The organism is Stenotrophomonas sp. SbOxS2, assembly GCF_013416715.1.
In the GTDB taxonomy this organism is placed as follows: Bacteria; Pseudomonadota; Gammaproteobacteria; order Xanthomonadales; family Xanthomonadaceae; genus Stenotrophomonas; species Stenotrophomonas lactitubi.
Genome location: NZ_JAAVXD010000007.1, coordinates 636,062 through 652,895, shown reverse-complemented (window position 1 = coordinate 652,895; position 16,834 = coordinate 636,062). Strand labels below are relative to the sequence as shown.

The window sequence follows — 16,834 nt, the reverse complement described above, 5'->3', positions numbered from 1 at the left end:
GGGCAGGGAGCAGCCATCAGCGGTGAGGACCACCGACACGGCGTCGCCGGGCGCGGGACAGCGCCCGGCGACCGGGGCAGTAGATCCACGCCATGCGTGGACGCAGTTCAGTAGATCCACGCCATGCGTATCGGACTGGGGATCTTTTACCCTGGCCTGATCGAATCTGAACGCAACTTTGTCGTGTCCGTTCCGCCCTTGGCGTTGGCCGCCCTCTACGCCGTCTTCCCGATTGCGCCACTGATGGGCGGGTTGATCGGGCGCGCGTGGCGCGCCACCAGTCTGTAGGGCGGGCCGGGCGCTTCCCCAAGACAAGTACTGTATTGCCGCACAGGGCCAGACTCGTTCCGTGTCGCCCGTCAGGCGGTTGCTGCAACGCATTCCTCGGCATCGGCGGAAGGTGCCGGCGAAGCTGCACGCTGGGGCCGCACCTCCTGGACGATCCGTCCCTGCTCCATCACGAGCACGCGGTCGGCGCTGTTTATGGTCTCCGGCCTATGGGCCACGATCACCTTGGTCAGCTCCATACGCTGCACGGCTTCGTTGACCAAGCGCTCGCGCATGACATCAAGATGGCTGGTGGCCTCATCTAGAAACAGAATCCGTGGCCGGCGGTAGAGGGCGCGGGCCAGAATCACGCGCTGCTTCTGACCGCCTGAGAGCGAGTTGCCCATGTCGCCGATAAGACCGTGGTAACCCATCGCCATACCCGCGATGTCATCATGCACGGCGGCCATTCGAGCAGCTTCCTCAATGCGCTGTTCATCGAAGCCGCTGTCAAAGCCGCTGATGTTGTCGGCAATGCTTCCGGCAAACAACTGGTCATCTTGCATGACTGCTCCCATCATGGAGCGGATGCCGCGTGGACCGTGCTTCTGGATATCCACGCCGCCGATGCTTACGCTTCCTTCACTGGGCTTGAGCAATCCGAGCAGTAGTTTCATCAGGGTCGACTTGCCACAGCCGGATGCGCCCACGATGGCCACCGCTTCACCCTGTTCTACGCGGAAGGAACAATTGCGGATGATCCAGGGTTCGCCTTCGGCATAACGGAAGGAAAGATCCTTGACCTCAATGGAGGACGCGATCGGTACCACCGTCTCGATTCGATCGAAATCCTGGTCAGGTGCACTGAGAACGACATCAGCCAATCGCTCCCCATGCAGCCTAAGCATCCTGAACTCGACAGCCTTGTCGATCAGCCCCGCCATTCGCAGTGCGAACTGATCCTTGTACGCAAGATAGGCCACCAGCATGCCGACCGAGAACACATTGTTCATGGCCAGCATTGCACCAATCCAGATAACAGCAATTCTCTCGATGCCGAAGATCAACTGACTGGTGCTGGTAAATCCGAGCGTCAGCTTCGAAAGCCTGACTTCCTCATTGACCGTACTGACCATCAGGTTCTCGTAGGTTGCCGTCCGCATCGACTCCTGGCCGGCCACCTTGATGCTCTGCATGCCGCGGATCGACTCGAGCAGATGCGATTGTTGCTTTGCGCTGGCAACGAGCTGGCGCTCGGTACGATCGCGAACCGGCGTGTACGCGGTGACGCGGACGAGGGTGTACAGCACCACTGCCGCCAGCGTCACCAGCGCCAGCTTCCAGCTGTAGAGAACCATCACACCGAGCGTGACGATCGCCATCAGGCCGTCGATGAGCGCCTCGACGAAACTGGTGGTCAACGTCTTCTGGATGGACTGCACCGAGGACACCCTGGAGGTGATATCACCCAGGTGGCGCTTCTCGAAGAAGTCCAGCGGCAAGCGCAACAGATGCCCGATAACGTTTCCCATCCATCTCAACCCAAGCGTAGAGGAGAGATAGATGACAGACCATCCGCGCAACAGCCCGATGGCCACCTGCAACAGCATTGCAAGCCCGAAGCTTATTCCCAGTACCGTAAGCAGATCCCGATCTGCCGAGACCAGTGCCTGATCAACCACCCACTGGGTAAAGAACGGCGCAAGGACTACGAAGACCTGGAGTGCGAGCGAGAGAAGCAGGACCAGCGCCAATGAGGGCCACAGGCCGTTGATCTCCCCCGTCAGCTGCCGCAGCGAGATCGAAGCTGGTCTGGCCTCCTTCTGGAACTCCGCCGTGGGGGCCAGCTCAAGTGCCACGCCTGTGAAATGCTCGGACACTTCCTCCATCGGAAGCACCCGCTCCCCGATGGCGGGGTCAAGAATCCTGACATTGCTGCGGCCAACCTTTGCCAGCACCACGTAGTGGTTCAGATCCCAATGCAGGATACAAGGCAGTTTGAGCTGGGAAAGATGCTCCATATCAAGCCGCAAGGGCCGCGAAGACAACCCCAATTGCTGGCCAATGTGGATGAGCTGGCCCAACTTGGCGCCCTTGAGCGACAACGGATAGCGTCGGCGGATCTCGCTCAGGCCGATCCTCTTTCCGTGGAAATCGGCGATCATCGCGATCGACGCCAGCCCACACTCCGTTGCCTCCGACTGCAGTATCGCTTTCATTCCGATGACAAGCCCAAGATCCCAGTCAATCTGAAACAGAAGGCCTTGGCACGATCATCAGTGCCGATGGCCTTTATTGAGCACGCCGCACGAACCCAGGCGGCGTGAATACATCCCCGCACAGGAGTTTAATTCGACGTGTGTTCTCGCTGAATCCGCTTGCGCCTTGCATCCGCGAATCTGGCGATGGCAACCACCACCGCACCAACGCACAGAAGTGGCCAAATCCGGCGGTCTGAAGATGCCGCGACCACGGCCAGGCAGCACACACAGATGGCGAATGTCTTTTCGTCGATACCCGGAAACTTCATGATCTGCTCTCCTCGTGCCAACATTTTCCGAAGCCAATGGCTCCAAACAGATCGCGCAGGGGCGCGCGAGCACCCCTGCGCGACACCCATCACATCAGGTAGTGACCCACGATCGCACCGTGGATGCCACCACTGACGGCGCCAGCGAACGCGCCCACCGGGCCGCCCACCAGGAACCCGATTGCAGCACCGGCGACCACACCACCGGCAAAGCCGTTCGAAGCGCCTTCACCCGCGCCATCGACATTGGCAACTTCGGCATTGTTGAGTTCACGCATGATGATTCCCCCTATTTGAATACGATTGTTTGAGTTTCAGAGAAGATGTACTTACATCAGGTAAAGCGCAACGGCAATTCCACCGCCGATGAGCGCACCGGCAGCGGACCCGGCCGGGCCGCCGACGAGCGCACCGGCAAAACCACCCGCACCGGCACCATTGAGAAAGGCGCCCATCGCACCTTCACCCTCGACTTCGAAAACTTCATCCATGGTCAGTTCACGCACAATCGATCTCCTGAAATTGGCACACGTCCAGTGTGCATGGGCTGGCTCAGCCAGCGACACGCTGTCTCATCCAATGCTGCAGTCATTGTCCGAACACAGTTCCCTTGATTGAGTAGATCGGCTCAAGGACCCACTCAAAAAACGATCTCGTCTCACCCAGAACATCCGCATCCACCAGCATTCCGGGTTTGAGTGTCTCGGGTTTGCCGTATGCGCTTACGGTTTGCGCTGCGAGAGCGACGGTGATTCGGTACATCGGCTCTGTTGCGCCGCCATTCTGCGTGGCACCCAGTGTGCTTCGACTGATCCGCGAAACCCGCCCTTCATGATGTCCAAACTTCTGGTAAGGATATGCCTGGTATCTGAGCAGGACCTTGTCGTCAGGCTCTATGAAGCCCACCGCGCGGCTGGGAACCAGCAGTTCTGCCTCCAGGCGGCCATCCCCAGGCAGGATGCTCATGATTGGCTGGCCGCTCTGCACGGCTTGGCCGGCCTTGATCTGCTGGGTGGCTACAACTCCAGAAACCGGAGCGACAATGGCCAGCCGCCCACGCGCGGTATTCTCCACGCGTTCCTGCTCAAGCGATGCAAGGTCCTGCTGGAATGTCGCCTCCGCAGCCTCATTTTCTCCAGGCAGTTCATTGAGAGCCTGCGTGATCTGCTCGATCATTCTGCGCGTGGCGATCGCCTGTCGCTGCAATGCCTGCATCTCGCCCTTCTGCGTGAGCGCTGCGGATTCCTGCTGCTTGATCTGGAGGATGCTGACGTAACGATCGTCTTCAAGGAGCCGGAGGCGTTCCAACGTTTCCTGTGCAATCCTGATCTGATCCTTCCTCGTCAGCACTTCCGCGTCGATCTGCGCCAACTCCCGCTGTGCGTTGGAAAGCTGGCCACGCAATCCCTCCTGCTGTGCGCCCAGCCGCATCCTCTTGGCCGCCTGCGCTGCCTCAAGACCGGTCGTCCTACGCTCGAAACGGGACTCAAGCGCAGTCAGAGTATCTCCATCGTTGGTGGTGGCGCGCGGGACGGTCAAGACCGCGATTACTTCACCCGCTTCGACGTGCTCACCTTCGGCAATACTGACTTCCGACATGAATCCATTGGCGGGAGCCATGACCTGCGCGATGCCATTAACTGGAACAAGCTGCCCCCCGACGTGCGAACGGCGGGTATAGGTGCCAAAAGAAAGTAGCAGCACTACAGCTAGTGCGGCGATAAAAGCTGCGATTGCAAGAACCCAGAGCCTGATCGGTTGCGCGATGGAAATCGATCCCAACCAGCCGGCGCGCTTTGCTTGCAGCACTTCCTTGCGAAACAGATCTGAAGACATTCGGCAGTAACACTTCCCCTGTGTGCAATCGATACTAGCCAACTTGATTTGCGGTGCGCAATAGCACGCGCCGCAAATTCCAAATCGTCATCAACCAACGAAAAACATACCCACAGCAGTCATTTTTTCAACAGTGACGTCAACATTCTGACGCGCACTGGCTATGCGCGATCTGCAACCAACGGATGGCCTTCCACCACGTCCAGGCCCAGTCACTTGGCGTACTCGATCATGATCGCCATCGAGCGCCAGCCGATGCCGCGGCCCTTCAGGTCCGAACGGATGAGGATGCCGTACTCGCCACGGTGGTAGTCCGCATCGGCATGCGGTCAACCGCACCGAGCATCTCGCCGTTGCGCGGTGCAATCGCCGCCAATGCGATCGAGCGCGTAGTCCAGCTGGGTCGGGTGTGCGATGAGTTCGTGGCTGAAGTGCTTGACCGCCTGGAAGAAATGCAGGCACAGATCCTCGTCGTTGCCGCTGCCTGCCGTCCGTCGGTCTTACGGAGGGGCGACGTTATTCTTTCCATAGAATCCGTCGTGTTCACCGATCACCGAGACGTGGTTCTTACGATACGCATCGTCCGTGTCACTGAACAAGGATGTCTCGATTTTCGGCGGTGTCGCCGTGGGGCTTTGGGCCAAAGTGAGTTCACTGAACATCAGGGGCAGGATGCAGGTGTAAGGCATGTGCAACGGTTGGGAGCAGGAGCTACCGGTCATCGGACGAAGGCGGCACTTGCCACTAGCTGCATAAGGCGACGCCAGCTAAAATTGGACACTCCCTTGGACACACTCTGCGGGTGTCCAGGCCGGAAAAACTAACAACGTCAGGTGGTTGGGCTGGCCAACATTGTGTCCCTCTCACAGCGCCAGCACCCGCCGGTAGCTCAACGGCCCGCGTCCATCGCGCAACCCCAACCGCAACTCCAGACCGGTCGCCGGCAGTACCTCGCCCTGGCTGGGCAGCATCGCCCAACCCACCCCCGGCTGCCATGCGCGCACCTCGAAGCGCTGCACATCACGGGCCACCATCAGCCCGCGCGTCGGCTCAGGCGCAGGCAGCGGATAATGATCGGAAGGCGCACCGCTGGCACGCCACAACGTGTTGCCTTGCCGCCACCAGCGGACGCGCTGCCACTGCAGCCCATCACTGCCGACGCTGCGGGTGATCTCCAAGGTGAAGCCGCCATCGGGGTGGCGCTCACTGGTCAACGACGGCGGCAGCAGCCGCGCAGGCTGATCGGCCGGTCGCACCGCGCCGTTCATCAGCGCGTCGTCGGCCCGCATCTCGATATCGCGCTGGAACTGCTGCAGCACCCGCATCGCCGTGCTGGTCTCGGCATCGGCCTGGCGCAGGCGCTGATCGGTGCTGGCAACGCTGTCCAGGGCGCGCCAGCAGATCACCGCCAGCACGCCCATGATGGCGATGGCGATCATCACTTCGATCAGGGTGAAGCCACCCGCAGCGCGTTTCATGGCATCGCCGTCCATGGCAACTGCATCCGCGCCAGCGACTGCTTCGGTGCATCTTCGGCCACCACGCTCAGCTCCAGCTGCGGTTGCCCGTCGGCACCGCTGCCCAGGTGCTGCTGCACCAGGAAACGGGTGCGCCCCTGCAGGCACAGCAGGCGTGCATCGCCGGGTGGCTGTGCGGCCAGGCGCAGCTCCTGCCAGCGGTCCTGCGCGCACAGCAGGGCCAGCCGACGGTCACGCAGGCGCGACTGGTCATCGGTTGCCACCGCCACCGAGCGCATCACCGCCGCCAAGGCGATGGCCACGATGGCCAACGCGATCAGCACCTCGATCAGCGTGAATCCGTGTTGCTTCCGCTTCACTGCACGACCTGCAATTGTCCACTGCCATCATCACGAAGACGCAATCGACGGCCGTCCAGCGACAACGCCAGCTCCCACGGCACGCCGATCCATTCGGGGCTCAACTCGATGGCGGCCTTTGGTTGCACTTCAATGCCGCGGGTCTGCCACTGCTGGGGGCGCAGCAGGTCATCGCGCCGCAGCTCGACCCAGCCTTCGTTGTCGCGGCGGCTGAAGCGATAGCCTTCTGCGCTGGCCTGCCAGCGGATCGGCCGACCATCGATGCGTGCTTCATCGCGCGCGACCTGCAGGCGCTGCGCCAACCGCTCCGATTCCTGGCGCAGCTGCCGCGCAGGGTCGAGCAGGCTGCCAAGGCCAAGGCCGATACCCGCCGTGCAGATGCCGATGATGACCAGTACCACCATCAGTTCAATCAGGGTGAAGCCGCGTGGCCTGCGTTGCATCGGACATCGCCTCCCGTCCTTGCCGATACCTGCCAGCGTAGGTGCGGATGATGAAACAAAAGCGTCAGCGACAGCTGCTAGCGTGGCCGCACAGGACCCTGGCGAAGGTGCGGAACATGGACGGCAGGCGTTGGGATCGCAATCGCATGTTGACCCTGCTGGCGGCCATGCTGCTGCTGGCCGTGGCGGGATATTGGGGCATGGCCCTGTTCATGGCGCCGGCTCGCGTTGCCGCCGCCCCGGTGCAGGTCGCCGTACCTGCTGCCCCGGCCGTCGACAACGCTGCGAGCGCACCGTTGGTGCGACTGCTCTCGCCCGGCGCGGTGCAGACCGATGTGAGCGTGCTGGGCGTAATGGCCGGGCAACAGGCGCCGCTGGCGCTGCTGTCGGTGGATGGGGCGCCTGCGCAGGCCTATGCTCCAGGCCAGCGGCTGGGTCCATCCACCGTATTGGCAGCGATCAGCGCCAGCGCGGTTGAACTGCAGCAGGCAGGACAGCCGCGCTCGCTGCCCGTGCCCGAACTGCCGCCGCTGCCCACCGATGGCATCGTTCCCGCCGCGCTGGGACGGCACTGAACACGGCTCAGCGCGCCGGGCGCTGCGGTACCACCGAACGCCCGAACGCATCGCCCATGCGTTGCCGCGTGCCTTCCAGGTTGTACTGCAGCATCTGGTTGCCGGGCTTGCGCATCACGCGTTCGGCTTCGGGAAGAGCAGGGCGGGCGGCTGCGCTCTCCCTCGGCGCCAGCTTGCGTTGCAGGCAGTCCCAGGCGGGGATGCGCTCGCCATTGACCTGTACTTCGATGCATGGCGCTGCGTCTGCCTGTTTGGCGGCCTGGTCGGCCCGCGCCCAAGGCGAAGCCAGCCCCAGGACCAGCGCCATACAGAGGGCAGGGCGGTTTGGCGCAAGCAGGATGGCGTGCATGTTGAATCTCCCGAGGCAGCAGGCGTTCTGCAATGAAGACGTGTACCAGGCGAAGTGTCCGCCTGCGCCTGTTTCAGCATCGTCAACAGATGACAGTGCTGTCACAAAACTGTTGGCGGTTTTGACGCGGCCTGCACGTCCTGTTGGTAGACCCACGCGCCGCTCCCTGGCCATTCCCTTCGATACGACGCGATGCCTTCGATGACTCCCGTTCCGTGCCGTGCCGCTCGCCTTCCGCTGCGCCTGCATCCTCTGATGCTGGCCCTGGCGTCGCTGCCATTTCCAGTGCTCGCGCAGGACGCCGCGCCAGCGCCCACGGTGAACATCAACGAGTACATCGTGCGCGGCAACACCGTGCTCGATGCGCGCCAGATCGAACGCGCAGTCGAACCGTTCCTCGGCCCCGGAAAAACGCTCGCCGATGTCGAGAAGGCGCGTGATGCAGTCAACGCGCTGTATCAACAGGCCGGCTACCAATCAGTCTATGTGGAGCTGCCCGAACAGCAGGTCAACGCGGGCGTGGTGCTGCTGAAGGTGCAGCAGACGCCCATTGGCCAGCTGCGCGTGGTCGGTGCCCGCCATGACTCACCCGAACGCATCCGCGAGCGGGTACCGGCGTTGGCTGAGGGGCGGGTGCCGGACTTCGACCAGGCGCAGAAGGAACTGACTGCGCTGAACGAAGGTGGTCGTCGCCAGGTGCTTCCGCTGGTGCGCGAAGGCCAGGTGCCGGGCACCATGGATGTGGACCTGCAGGTGGAAGAGAAGTCGCCGTGGCGCGCGAGCGCGGCACTCAACAACGACCACAGTGCCGACACCGAGAAGCTGCGGCTGAGTGCATCGCTGGCCCACGACAACCTGTGGCGGCGTGGACACAGCGCGAGCATCGGCGTGTTCATCGCGCCGGAAGACACCGATCAGGCAAAAGTGTTCTCTGCGTCCTACACGGTCCCCTTCGAGGGCACGCCGTGGAGCCTGGAGGCATCGGGCTACAAGTCCGACAGCCGGGTGCTCAATGCCGGCGGACAAGGTGGCGCGGGCACCGGCACCGGCACCAATGTGATCGGCAATGGTCATTCGATCGGCCTCAAGCTCAACTACCGCCTGGTTGGCAGCAGCCAGTGGTGGCGTCAGCTCAGCCTCGGCTTGGACTTCAAGGACACCGAAGAAGACACGCAGATGGGCAAGGACAGCCTGAAGACGCCGTTGAAGTACGCGCCGATCACCCTGGCCTTCGTCGGTGTGCGCCAGGGCGAGAACGATCAGCTGAGCATCAACACGCAGCTGGTGGCGGGAACCCGGCGCCTGTTCGGTTATGGCAGCAACGCCACCGATTTCGGTCAGAAACGCTACTGGGCCGACCCGAGCTTCGTGGCGTTCAAGGCGGATGTCTCCAATACGCACACCTTCGGCAACGACTGGCAGTGGTATGCGCGTGGCTCGCTGCAGGCGACCGATGCACCGCTGGTCTCGGCCGAGCAGTTCGCCGCTGGCGGTATGTACACCGTGCGTGGCTACCTCTCGGCCGAAGCGATCGGCGACTACGGTGGACTGGCCAACCTGGAATGGCGCACCCCGGCGTGGTCGCTGTGGAGCGGTACCGACCTGCGGCTGTACAGCTTCGCCGACGCAGCCTACCTGCGCCTGCGTCAGCCGCTGCCGGAACAGCGCGACAAGTACAACCTGGCATCGGTCGGGCTGGGCGCGCAGCTGCGCCTGGGCGAACACCTGCAGCTGCGCCTGGACTACGCCTGGCCTTACGCCGATGGCCCGGTCACGCGCAAGGACGACCCGCGCCTGCATTTCAACATCAGCACCAGCTACTGACCCTTCCCTTGAGATGCGTTCTCCGGAGACCTTTTGCATGGACCGTCTGCTTTCCCGAATGTTGCTGCTGCTGGCTGCGCTGATCGCGCTGCCCGCCGCCGCGGCCGATGCCAACTGGTGGCAGGCCGAATGGAAGTACCGCAAGCCGATCACCGTCGATGCCGGTCCACAGGGCGCGGGGTTGGCCGGCAATCCCGGGCGTACACCGCTGCTGCTGCGCCTGCATACCGGCAATTTCGGTTTTGATGGCACCCAGGAGGGTGGCAACGACCTGCGCTTCGTTTCTGCCGACGGTCGCACTGTGCTGGCCCATCAGATCGAGCAGTTCGACCCGAACCTGGGCCTGGCACTGGTCTGGGTGGACGTTCCAGCACTGACCGCCAGCGCGCCGCAGACGATCTGGATGTACTACGGCAACGCGAAGGCACCGGCCAGCGGCAATGGCCAGCAGGTGTTCGATCCGGACTACACGCTGGTCTACCACTTTGCCGAAGCCAATGCGCCGGCGCGTGATACCACGGCCTACGGCAACACGGCCGGTGCGGTAGTGCCTGCGGCGGAAAGCACGGTGATCGGGCGTGGCGTGCAGCTGGGCGCGGGCCCGCTGCCGCTGCCGGCCAGCGCTTCGCTGGCACAGGAAGCGGGCGCGCCGCTCACCGTTTCGGCCTGGATCAAACCGGGCGCGCAGACCACCACGCAGGCGATCTACGCCCGGCGCGATGGCAGCGCCGAGCTGGTGGTGGGCATCGACAACCGCGTGCCGTTCGTGCAGCTCAACGGTCAACGCAGCACGCCGGCACAGCCGATCCCGGAGGGACAGTGGGCGCATCTCGCGCTTACCGCCGAGAAGGGGGCGCTGCAGCTGTATCTGAACGGTCGCGTGGTGGCCCAGCTCAGTGGTGAATTGCCGGCACTGAGCACCGCTGCGGTGGTAGGTGCCGATGCACCGGGTGCGACGCAGCCGCTGGCCAACTTCGATGGTGCGCTGGATGAACTGCGGATCTCACGCGTGGCGCGCCCGGCGGCGCTGCTGCTGGCCGATGCCACGGCGCAGGGAGCCGATTCGCGCCTGATCAGCTACGGTGCTGACGAGCAATCGGCCGGACAGAGCCACTTTGCTTTCATCCTCAAGGCGATGCCGTTCGACGCCTGGGTGGTGGTGGCCATCCTCGGCCTGATGATGCTGTTGTCTTGGGCGATCATGATCGCCAAGAGCCGTCATTTCGGCCGTACCAGCAAGGCCAATGCAGTGTTCACCGAGAGCTTCAGCAAGCTCTCTGGCGTGCCGCTGCGCACCTTGTCCGAGATGGACCGGCAGGGCAAGGTGCCGCCGGCAATGCACGACGGCTCGCTGTGGCGCATCTACCAGGTCGCCATCGATGAAATGCAGCAGCGCCATCAGCGCGACGGCAACTCCGGCTATCTGAGCGCGGCGACCATCGCCGCCATCCGCGCGTCGATGGACGCGGTGATGGTGCGCGAACAGGAGGCGATGGCGCGGCGCATGAACTGGCTGTCGACCACCATCGAGGGTGCACCGTATGTGGGTCTGTTCGGCACCGTGATCGGCATCATGCTGGTGTTCGTGGTGGCGGCGATGGCCGGTGCGGTGGACATCAACTCGGTGGCCCCGGGCATGGCGGCAGCGCTGCTGTGTACCGCCGCCGGCCTGGGCGTCGCGATCCCGGCACTGTTCGGCTACAACTGGCTGGGGGCACGCGCCGAAGCGATCGGCGCCGACATGGCGGTGTTCATCGACGAGTTCGCCGCCCGCCTGGCCGAAGAGCAGGACGGACGCGGCCCGGCCGCGGTCCAGGGCTGAGGGACCGGCCATGGCCTACAAGGCGAAGTTCGGCATCAAGAAACGCGAGAAGGGCATCAACGTGACGCCCTTCGTCGACGTGCTGCTGGTGGTGCTGGTGATCTTCATCCTGACCAGCAACGCCTCCATTCCCGGCATCGAGGTCAACCTGCCGAAGGCCAGCAACAGCACCACACTGGAGAAGCCCAAGACCAAGGCGATCACCATCGACCCCAGCGGCCAGGTATTCCTGGATGCCTACCCGGTGACGATGGCCGAGCTGGAGGACCGCCTGCGTACCGAACGCGCGACGTCGCCGGATTTCCCGGTGATCGTGCGCGGTGATGCGCAGGTGCAGTACGCGCGCGTGGTCGAGGTGCTGGATCTGCTGCGGCGGCTGGAGCTGGCCCAGGTCGGCCTGGTCACCGGCAAGGCGCAGGGCTGAGGCATGGCCGGCCATCGACCACCCCTGCAGGAGCCTGGTACGCGCGGACGCCAGTTGCTGGTGACGATCGCGCTGGTGCTGGCGGCGCTGCTGGTACTGGGTGTTGCCCTGTGGTGGCTGCTGTTCAAGGACACTGCCAGCTCCCGCCGGCCGGTGGTGCAGCCGCCGATGCTGGCGTTGCCACCACCGCCGCCACCACCGCCGCCACCGGAAAAACCGCCCGAGCCAGAGACGCCGCCGGAAGAGACCGTGCCTGAGCCGGAACCGCTGGACCAGCCAACGCCGGCCGAAGAGCCGACGTCGACGCCGGACAACGCCGACCCGGTAACCATGGACGCCGATGCGCAGGCCGGCGGCGACAGCTTCGGCATCCAGTCCGGCAGCGGCGGTGGTTCGTCCGGTGTCGGCCGTGGCGGTGCCGGCAATGCCAGCTATGGCCGCTACCTGGGCTATCTGATGCAACAGGCGATCTCGCGCGATGCGCGGGTCAAGCGCCTGGCCTTCCAGCTGCAGGTGAATGTGTGGCTGGCGCCGGATGGCCGGCTGGAGAAGGTCGAGCTGGTGCGTGGCAGCGGCAACGAGGAGGCCGACGTGGCCGTGCTCGATGCGCTGCGGCAGATCGGCAAAGTCGACCAGATGCCACCGGCGTCGCTGGATTTCCCCGCGCGCGTGCTGATCCAGGGGCGCCGCCCCGGCGCTTGACCGATGACTTCCGTGATTTCCCTTCTTTCGATGAGAACCGTGATGAACGACCACGACCGCGCTCGAACCGCATCCCGCCGCCCGCGGCTGGCCCGACGGGCGCTGCTGTGCTGCGCCGTACTGCTCAGCCTGGCCGTGCCGGCCAGTGCAATGGCTGCCGAATCCACCATGGTCAAGCTGATCAAGGGGCTGATTGCCAGTGGCGCGCTCAAGCCCGAAGACGGCCAGGCGCTGCTGGTACAGGCGGAAGCAGAAGCGGCGGCTGCGCAACGTGTCACTGCGAGTGGCGCAGCCAACAGCGGCGGCGTGGCGCTGGAAGCCGGCGACGTACGTGTGCCGTACGTGCCGCAGAGCGTGCGTGATGGCATCCGCGATGAAGTACGCCAGGATGTGATGGCGCAGGCCAAAGCCGAGGGCTGGGCCGCGCCGAACGAAGTGGCCGAGTGGACCAAGCGCATCAAGGTGACCGGTGACATGCGCGTGCGCAGTGAGTCGCGCTTCTACTCCGAGCGCAACAGCGACATCGAAACCAACTGGGCCTCGGTGAATGCCGGCAACGGTTTCGATACCAACAACAATACCAACCTGCAGCTGCCGCCGCTGCTCAACACCCGCCAGGACCGCCGCAACCTGTGGCGCATCCGGGCACGGCTGGGCATCGAAGCGATGATCGGCGAGCACACCACCGCAGGCGTGCGCCTGGCCAGCGGCAGCAGCAACGGGCCGGTGTCCACCACCGAACAGCTTGGCGGCGGCCTGGGCAAGAAGGACGTGTGGCTGGACCAGGCATGGCTGGCCTACAGCCCGGCCGACTGGGTGACGGTGCGTGGCGGACGCTTCGGCAATCCGTTCTGGACCAGCGACACGCTGTTCTCCAACGACCTGAACTTCGATGGCCTGGCCGCCAATCTCAGGTACGACATCGCTGACGACGTCGGCCTGTTCGGCAACCTGGCGGTGGTGCCGTTGGAGTACACCTCCGACAGCGCTCCCAGCCAGAGCCGGGTGAAGACGCCCAACGAGAACAAGTGGCTGTCCGGTGCACAGGTGGGGGTGAACTGGCGCTTCAACGATGACAACAGCCTGCGTGCGGCGCTGGGCTACTACGATTTCAAGAACATCAGTGGGCGCCTGTCGTCGCCGTGCGCGCTGTACGCGGGCGCGGTCGGTTGCGATACCGACTGGTCGCGGCCGGCGTTCATGCAGAAGGGCAACACCCTGATGCTGATCCGCGACATCGCCCGCAATCCGCTGGATCCGGCCAATACGCCCACGCCACAGTACGTGGGCCTGGCCTCTGCATTCCGCCTGGCGACCTTCAACCTGCGCTGGGATACACAGCTTGCGCAGGACATCGGCATGCGCCTGGACGCGGACTACATCCGCAACCTGGCTTATGACAAGCAGGCCATGTTCGCCCGGGCCAACAACGGCATCGTCAACAACTACGGCGCCGGTGGCAGTGCCAGCATCGACACCTTCCGCAGCGGCGACACCGCCTGGATGCTGCAGGCGACCTTCGGCGCCACCGAGCTGAAGGAGAAGGGCCAGTGGCAGGCCCTGCTGGGCTACAAGCGGATCGAGGCCGATGCGCTGCCCGACGCCTACAACGATCCGAACTTCCACCTCGGCGGTACCAATGCGCGCGGCTACTACGTCGGCGGCGCCTATGCGCTGGATGCGCGCAGCTGGATCAGCGGCAAGTGGATGGCGGCCAAGGAAGTGTCGGGCCCGCCGTTGTCGATCGACGTGTTCCAGCTGGAGTTCAACACCGGTTTCTGATCGGACAGCGTGATCGCAGTCACGACACGTGTGGCGGGGGCGCGGCGACGCGCCCGTCTAAGGAAGGAAGACCACGCGTTGCACAAAGGAGGAGTGGATGAGCCGTCGCAAGCTGTTCGAGAGTTCCGAGCCCGCCGCACACACACTGGGCATCGGGCCGGCCTATGTCTCGGTGGAGGGGTTGCGCCAGCACCTGGCCGAATTCCTGCTGTATGCAGGGCGCCCGGTCGTCATCATGCGCGGGCGCAGCGAGGTCGGCTATTTCCTGCCGGCACGCTGCTGGCGCCAGCGCGAGGATGATCCGCTGGCTGCCGCGGCCGCCGATCAGCTGCTGGATGCCGCCGGCTTCCAGGCCGAAGACATCCAGCAGGTCGAACAGGAATTCAACGCCATGCGCCAGCGCACCGTGCTGCATTCACGGCGTTGAAACCAGGGCCGCCGGGCATGGCCCGGCGCTACCTGATGGCGCCAGGCTGCTCCGGTAGCGCCGGGCCATGCCCGGCGATCAGGCTGCCGCCCCGCGCTCGCTGGTGATCCGTGCACCCTCGCGCATCACCAGCGTCACCGGGGTCTTTTCCACCACCTCCAGCAGGCGCTGCCACTGCGCATCACTCAGCTCGGCGGTGGCATGCAGCACGCGGTTCACGTGGAAACGCCCGTCCGCATCGCGTTCGGAACGCAGCTCGGCGTGGAACTCGCCCAGCTCCCAGCCCTTGCGCTGGGCATACATGCGCAGGGTGATGGCGGTACACGCGGCCAGCGAGGCCAGGTACAGGTCGAACGGGGCAAAGCCCTTGCCCTGGCCACCTAGCGAGACGGGCTCATCGGCCGCGACATCGAAATGGCCGTTGCTGATGTGGTGCAGGTAGTTGTCGGCGGTTGAAACAATGCGTGCGTAGGCCATGGGAATCCCCGGTTGTAGCGCCGAGCCATGCCCGGCTGCAGGAAAAGGCGGCGCCAGCCAGAGCCGGAGCCGCCACGGAATCACTCCGTACGATCGTACGAGAACTGGATGCCGGCCGTACCACCGGTTTCGATGAAAAGATTCATGAAGGCCGGCACCGTCTCCGCCCGTACCCAGTCGCGCTGCAGTTCGCAGAACAGCTGCGTCACGCTGATCAACTGACCACCGGCCTGTTCGATGCGGCGCAGCGCGGCATCATGCGCGGCCAGCGAGGTGCCGCCCACCGCATCGACCACCACGTAGACTTCATAGCCTTCCTTCAGCGCATCCAGTGCCGGGAAGGTAAGGCAGGCTTCGGTCCACAGCGCGGTCATGATCAGTTTCCTGCGGCCGGTCGCTGCCACCGCCTTGCGGAACTCGACGTCTTCCCAGGAATTGATGGTGGTGCGGTCGTAGGTCGGGTAGTCGCCCAGCACCTTGCGCAGCTGCGGGATCGGCGGCTTGTTCAGGCCGGTCTGCACGTTCACGGTTGAATGCACGATCGGCAGGCCGTAGGCGACCGCCGCCTTGGCGGTGCCGACAATGTTGTTGACCAGCAGCTGGCGGTCCATCGAGGCGATGGAGTTCACCTGTACCGGCTGGTAGTCGATGATGATGAAGGCGGAATTCTGCGGGGTCAGCAGGTGGTCGCTGACGGGGTCACGGATCGGTTCACTGGCCATGAGGGTGTCCTGGTCGGGGGGGCTTGCGGTGGAGCCGGCGGCGTGCCGGCAGGCGGAAATCGCCGTGGATGCACTGGGCTCAGCTGCGCTGCGAATCCAGCTGCTCGTGGTTCTTCTGCACGTCCTGCGCCTTCTGGTAGCTCTCGATCAGCAGCTGGTAGTTGGGGAAGATCTGCGTGTAGATCGCCGCCCACTGCTGGGCGTCCTCGCGGTTCCAGGTGCGCTGGATTTCCGAGGCAACCGCAGCGGTATCCATCGGCACCACGCCGGCCTGCACCACACGCGCCAGGGTGATTTCCTCGGCCATCTTCGAATAGGTGCCGGAAGCATCGACCACCGCGAACACCTGGTAGCCGTCGGCGACGGCGGCAATGGAGGGGAAGGCCATGCATACGCTGGTGATGGTGCCGGCGATGATCAGCTGCTTGCGGCCGGTGGCCTTCACCGCGGCGACGAACTCGGGGTTGTCCCACGCATTGATCTCGCCACGGCGTGCCACGTACTGCGCATGCGGTGCGGCGTCATGGATCTCCGGGATCAGCGGGCCATTCGGACCCTGCGGTACCGACGCGGTGGTGATCACCGGCATCTTCGCCAGCGTGGCCATCTTCGCCAGGGCGGTGGCGTGCGCACGTACGGAAGTGAACGGCATGTCACCGATGGTCTGGAACAGGCCACTCTGATGGTCGATCAGCAGCATCGCGGCGTTGTCCGGGTCGATCACCGGGCGGGCGCCGTTGAAGTTGGCGGGGGTACTCATGGTCAGTCTCCTGGGGAGGGGGCGAAGGCCCGGAAGGCGGCGGGCGGTTGCCCGCCG

The 16,834-nt window shown here is 64.2% G+C and carries 19 protein-coding genes and 1 pseudogene; 8 read left to right on the top strand and 12 right to left on the bottom strand.

The window, feature by feature from the left end:
• Positions 1-123 precede the first annotated feature (123 nt).
• A complete protein-coding gene (locus HFK18_RS17645; RefSeq protein WP_257216291.1) occupies positions 124-288 on the top strand; it encodes a hypothetical protein in 165 nt (54 codons plus the stop codon).
• Between the two features lie 71 nt (positions 289-359).
• Here the strand turns inward: HFK18_RS17645 and HFK18_RS17640 are convergent, their stop codons facing one another.
• From HFK18_RS17640 to gspH, 8 genes and pseudogenes are all read right to left on the bottom strand, one after another.
• Positions 360-2,486 (bottom strand): peptidase domain-containing ABC transporter, encoded by a 2,127-nt coding sequence (locus HFK18_RS17640; RefSeq protein ID WP_180167247.1) that lies wholly within the window; start codon positions 2,484-2,486, stop codon positions 360-362.
• Between the two features lie 400 nt (positions 2,487-2,886).
• Positions 2,887-3,075 carry a Blp family class II bacteriocin gene (locus HFK18_RS17635; protein ID WP_053505629.1) on the bottom strand — a complete coding sequence of 63 codons (189 nt, stop codon included), beginning with the start codon at positions 3,073-3,075 and terminating at the stop codon, positions 2,887-2,889.
• 51 nt (positions 3,076-3,126) lie between these two features.
• Positions 3,127-3,303: a hypothetical protein gene (locus HFK18_RS17630; RefSeq protein ID WP_180167246.1), complete on the bottom strand. Its 177-nt coding sequence runs from the start codon at positions 3,301-3,303 to the stop codon at positions 3,127-3,129.
• An 82-nt stretch (positions 3,304-3,385) separates the two neighbouring features.
• Entirely contained in the window at positions 3,386-4,633 is a 1,248-nt protein-coding gene (locus HFK18_RS17625) for an HlyD family efflux transporter periplasmic adaptor subunit (RefSeq protein ID WP_180167245.1), read from the bottom strand.
• Between the two features lie 215 nt (positions 4,634-4,848).
• Positions 4,849-5,106 (bottom strand): annotated as a pseudogene (locus HFK18_RS17620) (GNAT family N-acetyltransferase); the annotation flags it as partial.
• A gap of 390 nt (positions 5,107-5,496) precedes the next feature.
• On the bottom strand, positions 5,497-6,111 hold the full coding sequence (locus tag HFK18_RS17615) for a prepilin-type N-terminal cleavage/methylation domain-containing protein (RefSeq protein ID WP_180167244.1): 615 nt from the start codon (positions 6,109-6,111) through the stop codon (positions 5,497-5,499).
• Entirely contained in the window at positions 6,108-6,470 is a 363-nt protein-coding gene (gene gspI, locus HFK18_RS17610) for a type II secretion system minor pseudopilin GspI (RefSeq protein WP_180167243.1), read from the bottom strand. Before gspI ends, HFK18_RS17615 begins: the two co-directional genes overlap by 4 nt.
• Positions 6,467-6,913: a type II secretion system minor pseudopilin GspH gene (gspH, locus tag HFK18_RS17605; RefSeq protein WP_180167242.1), complete on the bottom strand. Its 447-nt coding sequence runs from the start codon at positions 6,911-6,913 to the stop codon at positions 6,467-6,469. Before gspH ends, gspI begins: the two co-directional genes overlap by 4 nt.
• Before the next feature lie 116 nt (positions 6,914-7,029).
• Here gspH and HFK18_RS17600 point away from each other — a divergent pair, with 116 nt between their 5' ends.
• Entirely contained in the window at positions 7,030-7,488 is a 459-nt protein-coding gene (locus HFK18_RS17600) for a general secretion pathway protein (protein WP_180167241.1), read from the top strand.
• A 7-nt stretch (positions 7,489-7,495) separates the two neighbouring features.
• Here the strand turns inward: HFK18_RS17600 and HFK18_RS17595 are convergent, their stop codons facing one another.
• Positions 7,496-7,837 (bottom strand): hypothetical protein, encoded by a 342-nt coding sequence (locus tag HFK18_RS17595; protein WP_180167240.1) that lies wholly within the window; start codon positions 7,835-7,837, stop codon positions 7,496-7,498.
• A gap of 201 nt (positions 7,838-8,038) precedes the next feature.
• Between HFK18_RS17595 and HFK18_RS17590 the strand changes: the two genes are divergently transcribed.
• The 6 genes from HFK18_RS17590 (at position 8,039) to HFK18_RS17565 (ending at position 14,818) form a co-directional block, all read left to right on the top strand.
• Positions 8,039-9,661, top strand: a complete 1,623-nt coding sequence (locus HFK18_RS17590) for a ShlB/FhaC/HecB family hemolysin secretion/activation protein (protein ID WP_180167239.1) — start codon at positions 8,039-8,041, stop codon at positions 9,659-9,661.
• A gap of 37 nt (positions 9,662-9,698) precedes the next feature.
• Positions 9,699-11,483: a MotA/TolQ/ExbB proton channel family protein gene (locus HFK18_RS17585; RefSeq protein WP_180167238.1), complete on the top strand. Its 1,785-nt coding sequence runs from the start codon at positions 9,699-9,701 to the stop codon at positions 11,481-11,483.
• A gap of 10 nt (positions 11,484-11,493) precedes the next feature.
• Positions 11,494-11,907 (top strand): biopolymer transporter ExbD, encoded by a 414-nt coding sequence (locus HFK18_RS17580; protein WP_180167237.1) that lies wholly within the window; start codon positions 11,494-11,496, stop codon positions 11,905-11,907.
• A 3-nt stretch (positions 11,908-11,910) separates the two neighbouring features.
• On the top strand, positions 11,911-12,609 hold the full coding sequence (locus tag HFK18_RS17575; RefSeq protein ID WP_180167236.1) for a cell envelope integrity protein TolA: 699 nt from the start codon (positions 11,911-11,913) through the stop codon (positions 12,607-12,609).
• A gap of 42 nt (positions 12,610-12,651) precedes the next feature.
• Positions 12,652-14,391, top strand: coding sequence for a putative porin (locus HFK18_RS17570; protein WP_180167235.1), 1,740 nt, complete (start codon positions 12,652-12,654; stop codon positions 14,389-14,391).
• Positions 14,392-14,488: 97 nt separating this feature from the next.
• Positions 14,489-14,818: a hypothetical protein gene (locus tag HFK18_RS17565; protein ID WP_100465565.1), complete on the top strand. Its 330-nt coding sequence runs from the start codon at positions 14,489-14,491 to the stop codon at positions 14,816-14,818.
• Positions 14,819-14,896: 78 nt separating this feature from the next.
• On the opposite strand, the gene HFK18_RS17560 is transcribed toward HFK18_RS17565, so the two are convergent.
• The 3 genes from HFK18_RS17560 to HFK18_RS17550 form a co-directional block, all read right to left on the bottom strand.
• The gene (locus tag HFK18_RS17560; RefSeq protein ID WP_180167234.1) at positions 14,897-15,295 is read right to left on the bottom strand and encodes an OsmC family protein; all 399 of its coding nucleotides are present in this window, start codon (positions 15,293-15,295) and stop codon (positions 14,897-14,899) included.
• 80 nt (positions 15,296-15,375) lie between these two features.
• Positions 15,376-16,017 carry a hydrolase gene (locus HFK18_RS17555; protein WP_100465563.1) on the bottom strand — a complete coding sequence of 214 codons (642 nt, stop codon included), beginning with the start codon at positions 16,015-16,017 and terminating at the stop codon, positions 15,376-15,378.
• 79 nt (positions 16,018-16,096) lie between these two features.
• A complete protein-coding gene (locus HFK18_RS17550; protein ID WP_100465562.1) occupies positions 16,097-16,777 on the bottom strand; it encodes a hydrolase in 681 nt (226 codons plus the stop codon).
• Between the last annotated feature and the right edge of the window lie 57 nt (positions 16,778-16,834).

What these genes read in the sequence shown, in the direction of transcription:
- HFK18_RS17565 (WP_100465565.1), top strand. Translation starts at nt 14,489, where the DNA reads ATGAGCCGTCGCAAGCTGTTCGAGAGTTCCGAGCCCGCCGCACACACA.
- HFK18_RS17595 (WP_180167240.1), bottom strand. Translation starts at nt 7,837, where the DNA reads ATGCACGCCATCCTGCTTGCGCCAAACCGCCCTGCCCTCTGTATGGCG.
- HFK18_RS17550 (WP_100465562.1), bottom strand. Translation starts at nt 16,777, where the DNA reads ATGAGTACCCCCGCCAACTTCAACGGCGCCCGCCCGGTGATCGACCCG.
- HFK18_RS17580 (WP_180167237.1), top strand. Translation starts at nt 11,494, where the DNA reads ATGGCCTACAAGGCGAAGTTCGGCATCAAGAAACGCGAGAAGGGCATC.
- HFK18_RS17635 (WP_053505629.1), bottom strand. Translation starts at nt 3,075, where the DNA reads ATGCGTGAACTCAACAATGCCGAAGTTGCCAATGTCGATGGCGCGGGT.
- HFK18_RS17590 (WP_180167239.1), top strand. Translation starts at nt 8,039, where the DNA reads ATGACTCCCGTTCCGTGCCGTGCCGCTCGCCTTCCGCTGCGCCTGCAT.
- HFK18_RS17570 (WP_180167235.1), top strand. Translation starts at nt 12,652, where the DNA reads ATGAACGACCACGACCGCGCTCGAACCGCATCCCGCCGCCCGCGGCTG.
- HFK18_RS17600 (WP_180167241.1), top strand. Translation starts at nt 7,030, where the DNA reads ATGGACGGCAGGCGTTGGGATCGCAATCGCATGTTGACCCTGCTGGCG.
- HFK18_RS17555 (WP_100465563.1), bottom strand. Translation starts at nt 16,017, where the DNA reads ATGGCCAGTGAACCGATCCGTGACCCCGTCAGCGACCACCTGCTGACC.
- HFK18_RS17645 (WP_257216291.1), top strand. Translation starts at nt 124, where the DNA reads ATGCGTATCGGACTGGGGATCTTTTACCCTGGCCTGATCGAATCTGAA.
- HFK18_RS17625 (WP_180167245.1), bottom strand. Translation starts at nt 4,633, where the DNA reads ATGTCTTCAGATCTGTTTCGCAAGGAAGTGCTGCAAGCAAAGCGCGCC.
- HFK18_RS17585 (WP_180167238.1), top strand. Translation starts at nt 9,699, where the DNA reads ATGGACCGTCTGCTTTCCCGAATGTTGCTGCTGCTGGCTGCGCTGATC.
- HFK18_RS17640 (WP_180167247.1), bottom strand. Translation starts at nt 2,486, where the DNA reads ATGAAAGCGATACTGCAGTCGGAGGCAACGGAGTGTGGGCTGGCGTCG.
- HFK18_RS17560 (WP_180167234.1), bottom strand. Translation starts at nt 15,295, where the DNA reads ATGGCCTACGCACGCATTGTTTCAACCGCCGACAACTACCTGCACCAC.
- gspH (WP_180167242.1), bottom strand. Translation starts at nt 6,913, where the DNA reads ATGCAACGCAGGCCACGCGGCTTCACCCTGATTGAACTGATGGTGGTA.
- HFK18_RS17575 (WP_180167236.1), top strand. Translation starts at nt 11,911, where the DNA reads ATGGCCGGCCATCGACCACCCCTGCAGGAGCCTGGTACGCGCGGACGC.
- HFK18_RS17615 (WP_180167244.1), bottom strand. Translation starts at nt 6,111, where the DNA reads ATGAAACGCGCTGCGGGTGGCTTCACCCTGATCGAAGTGATGATCGCC.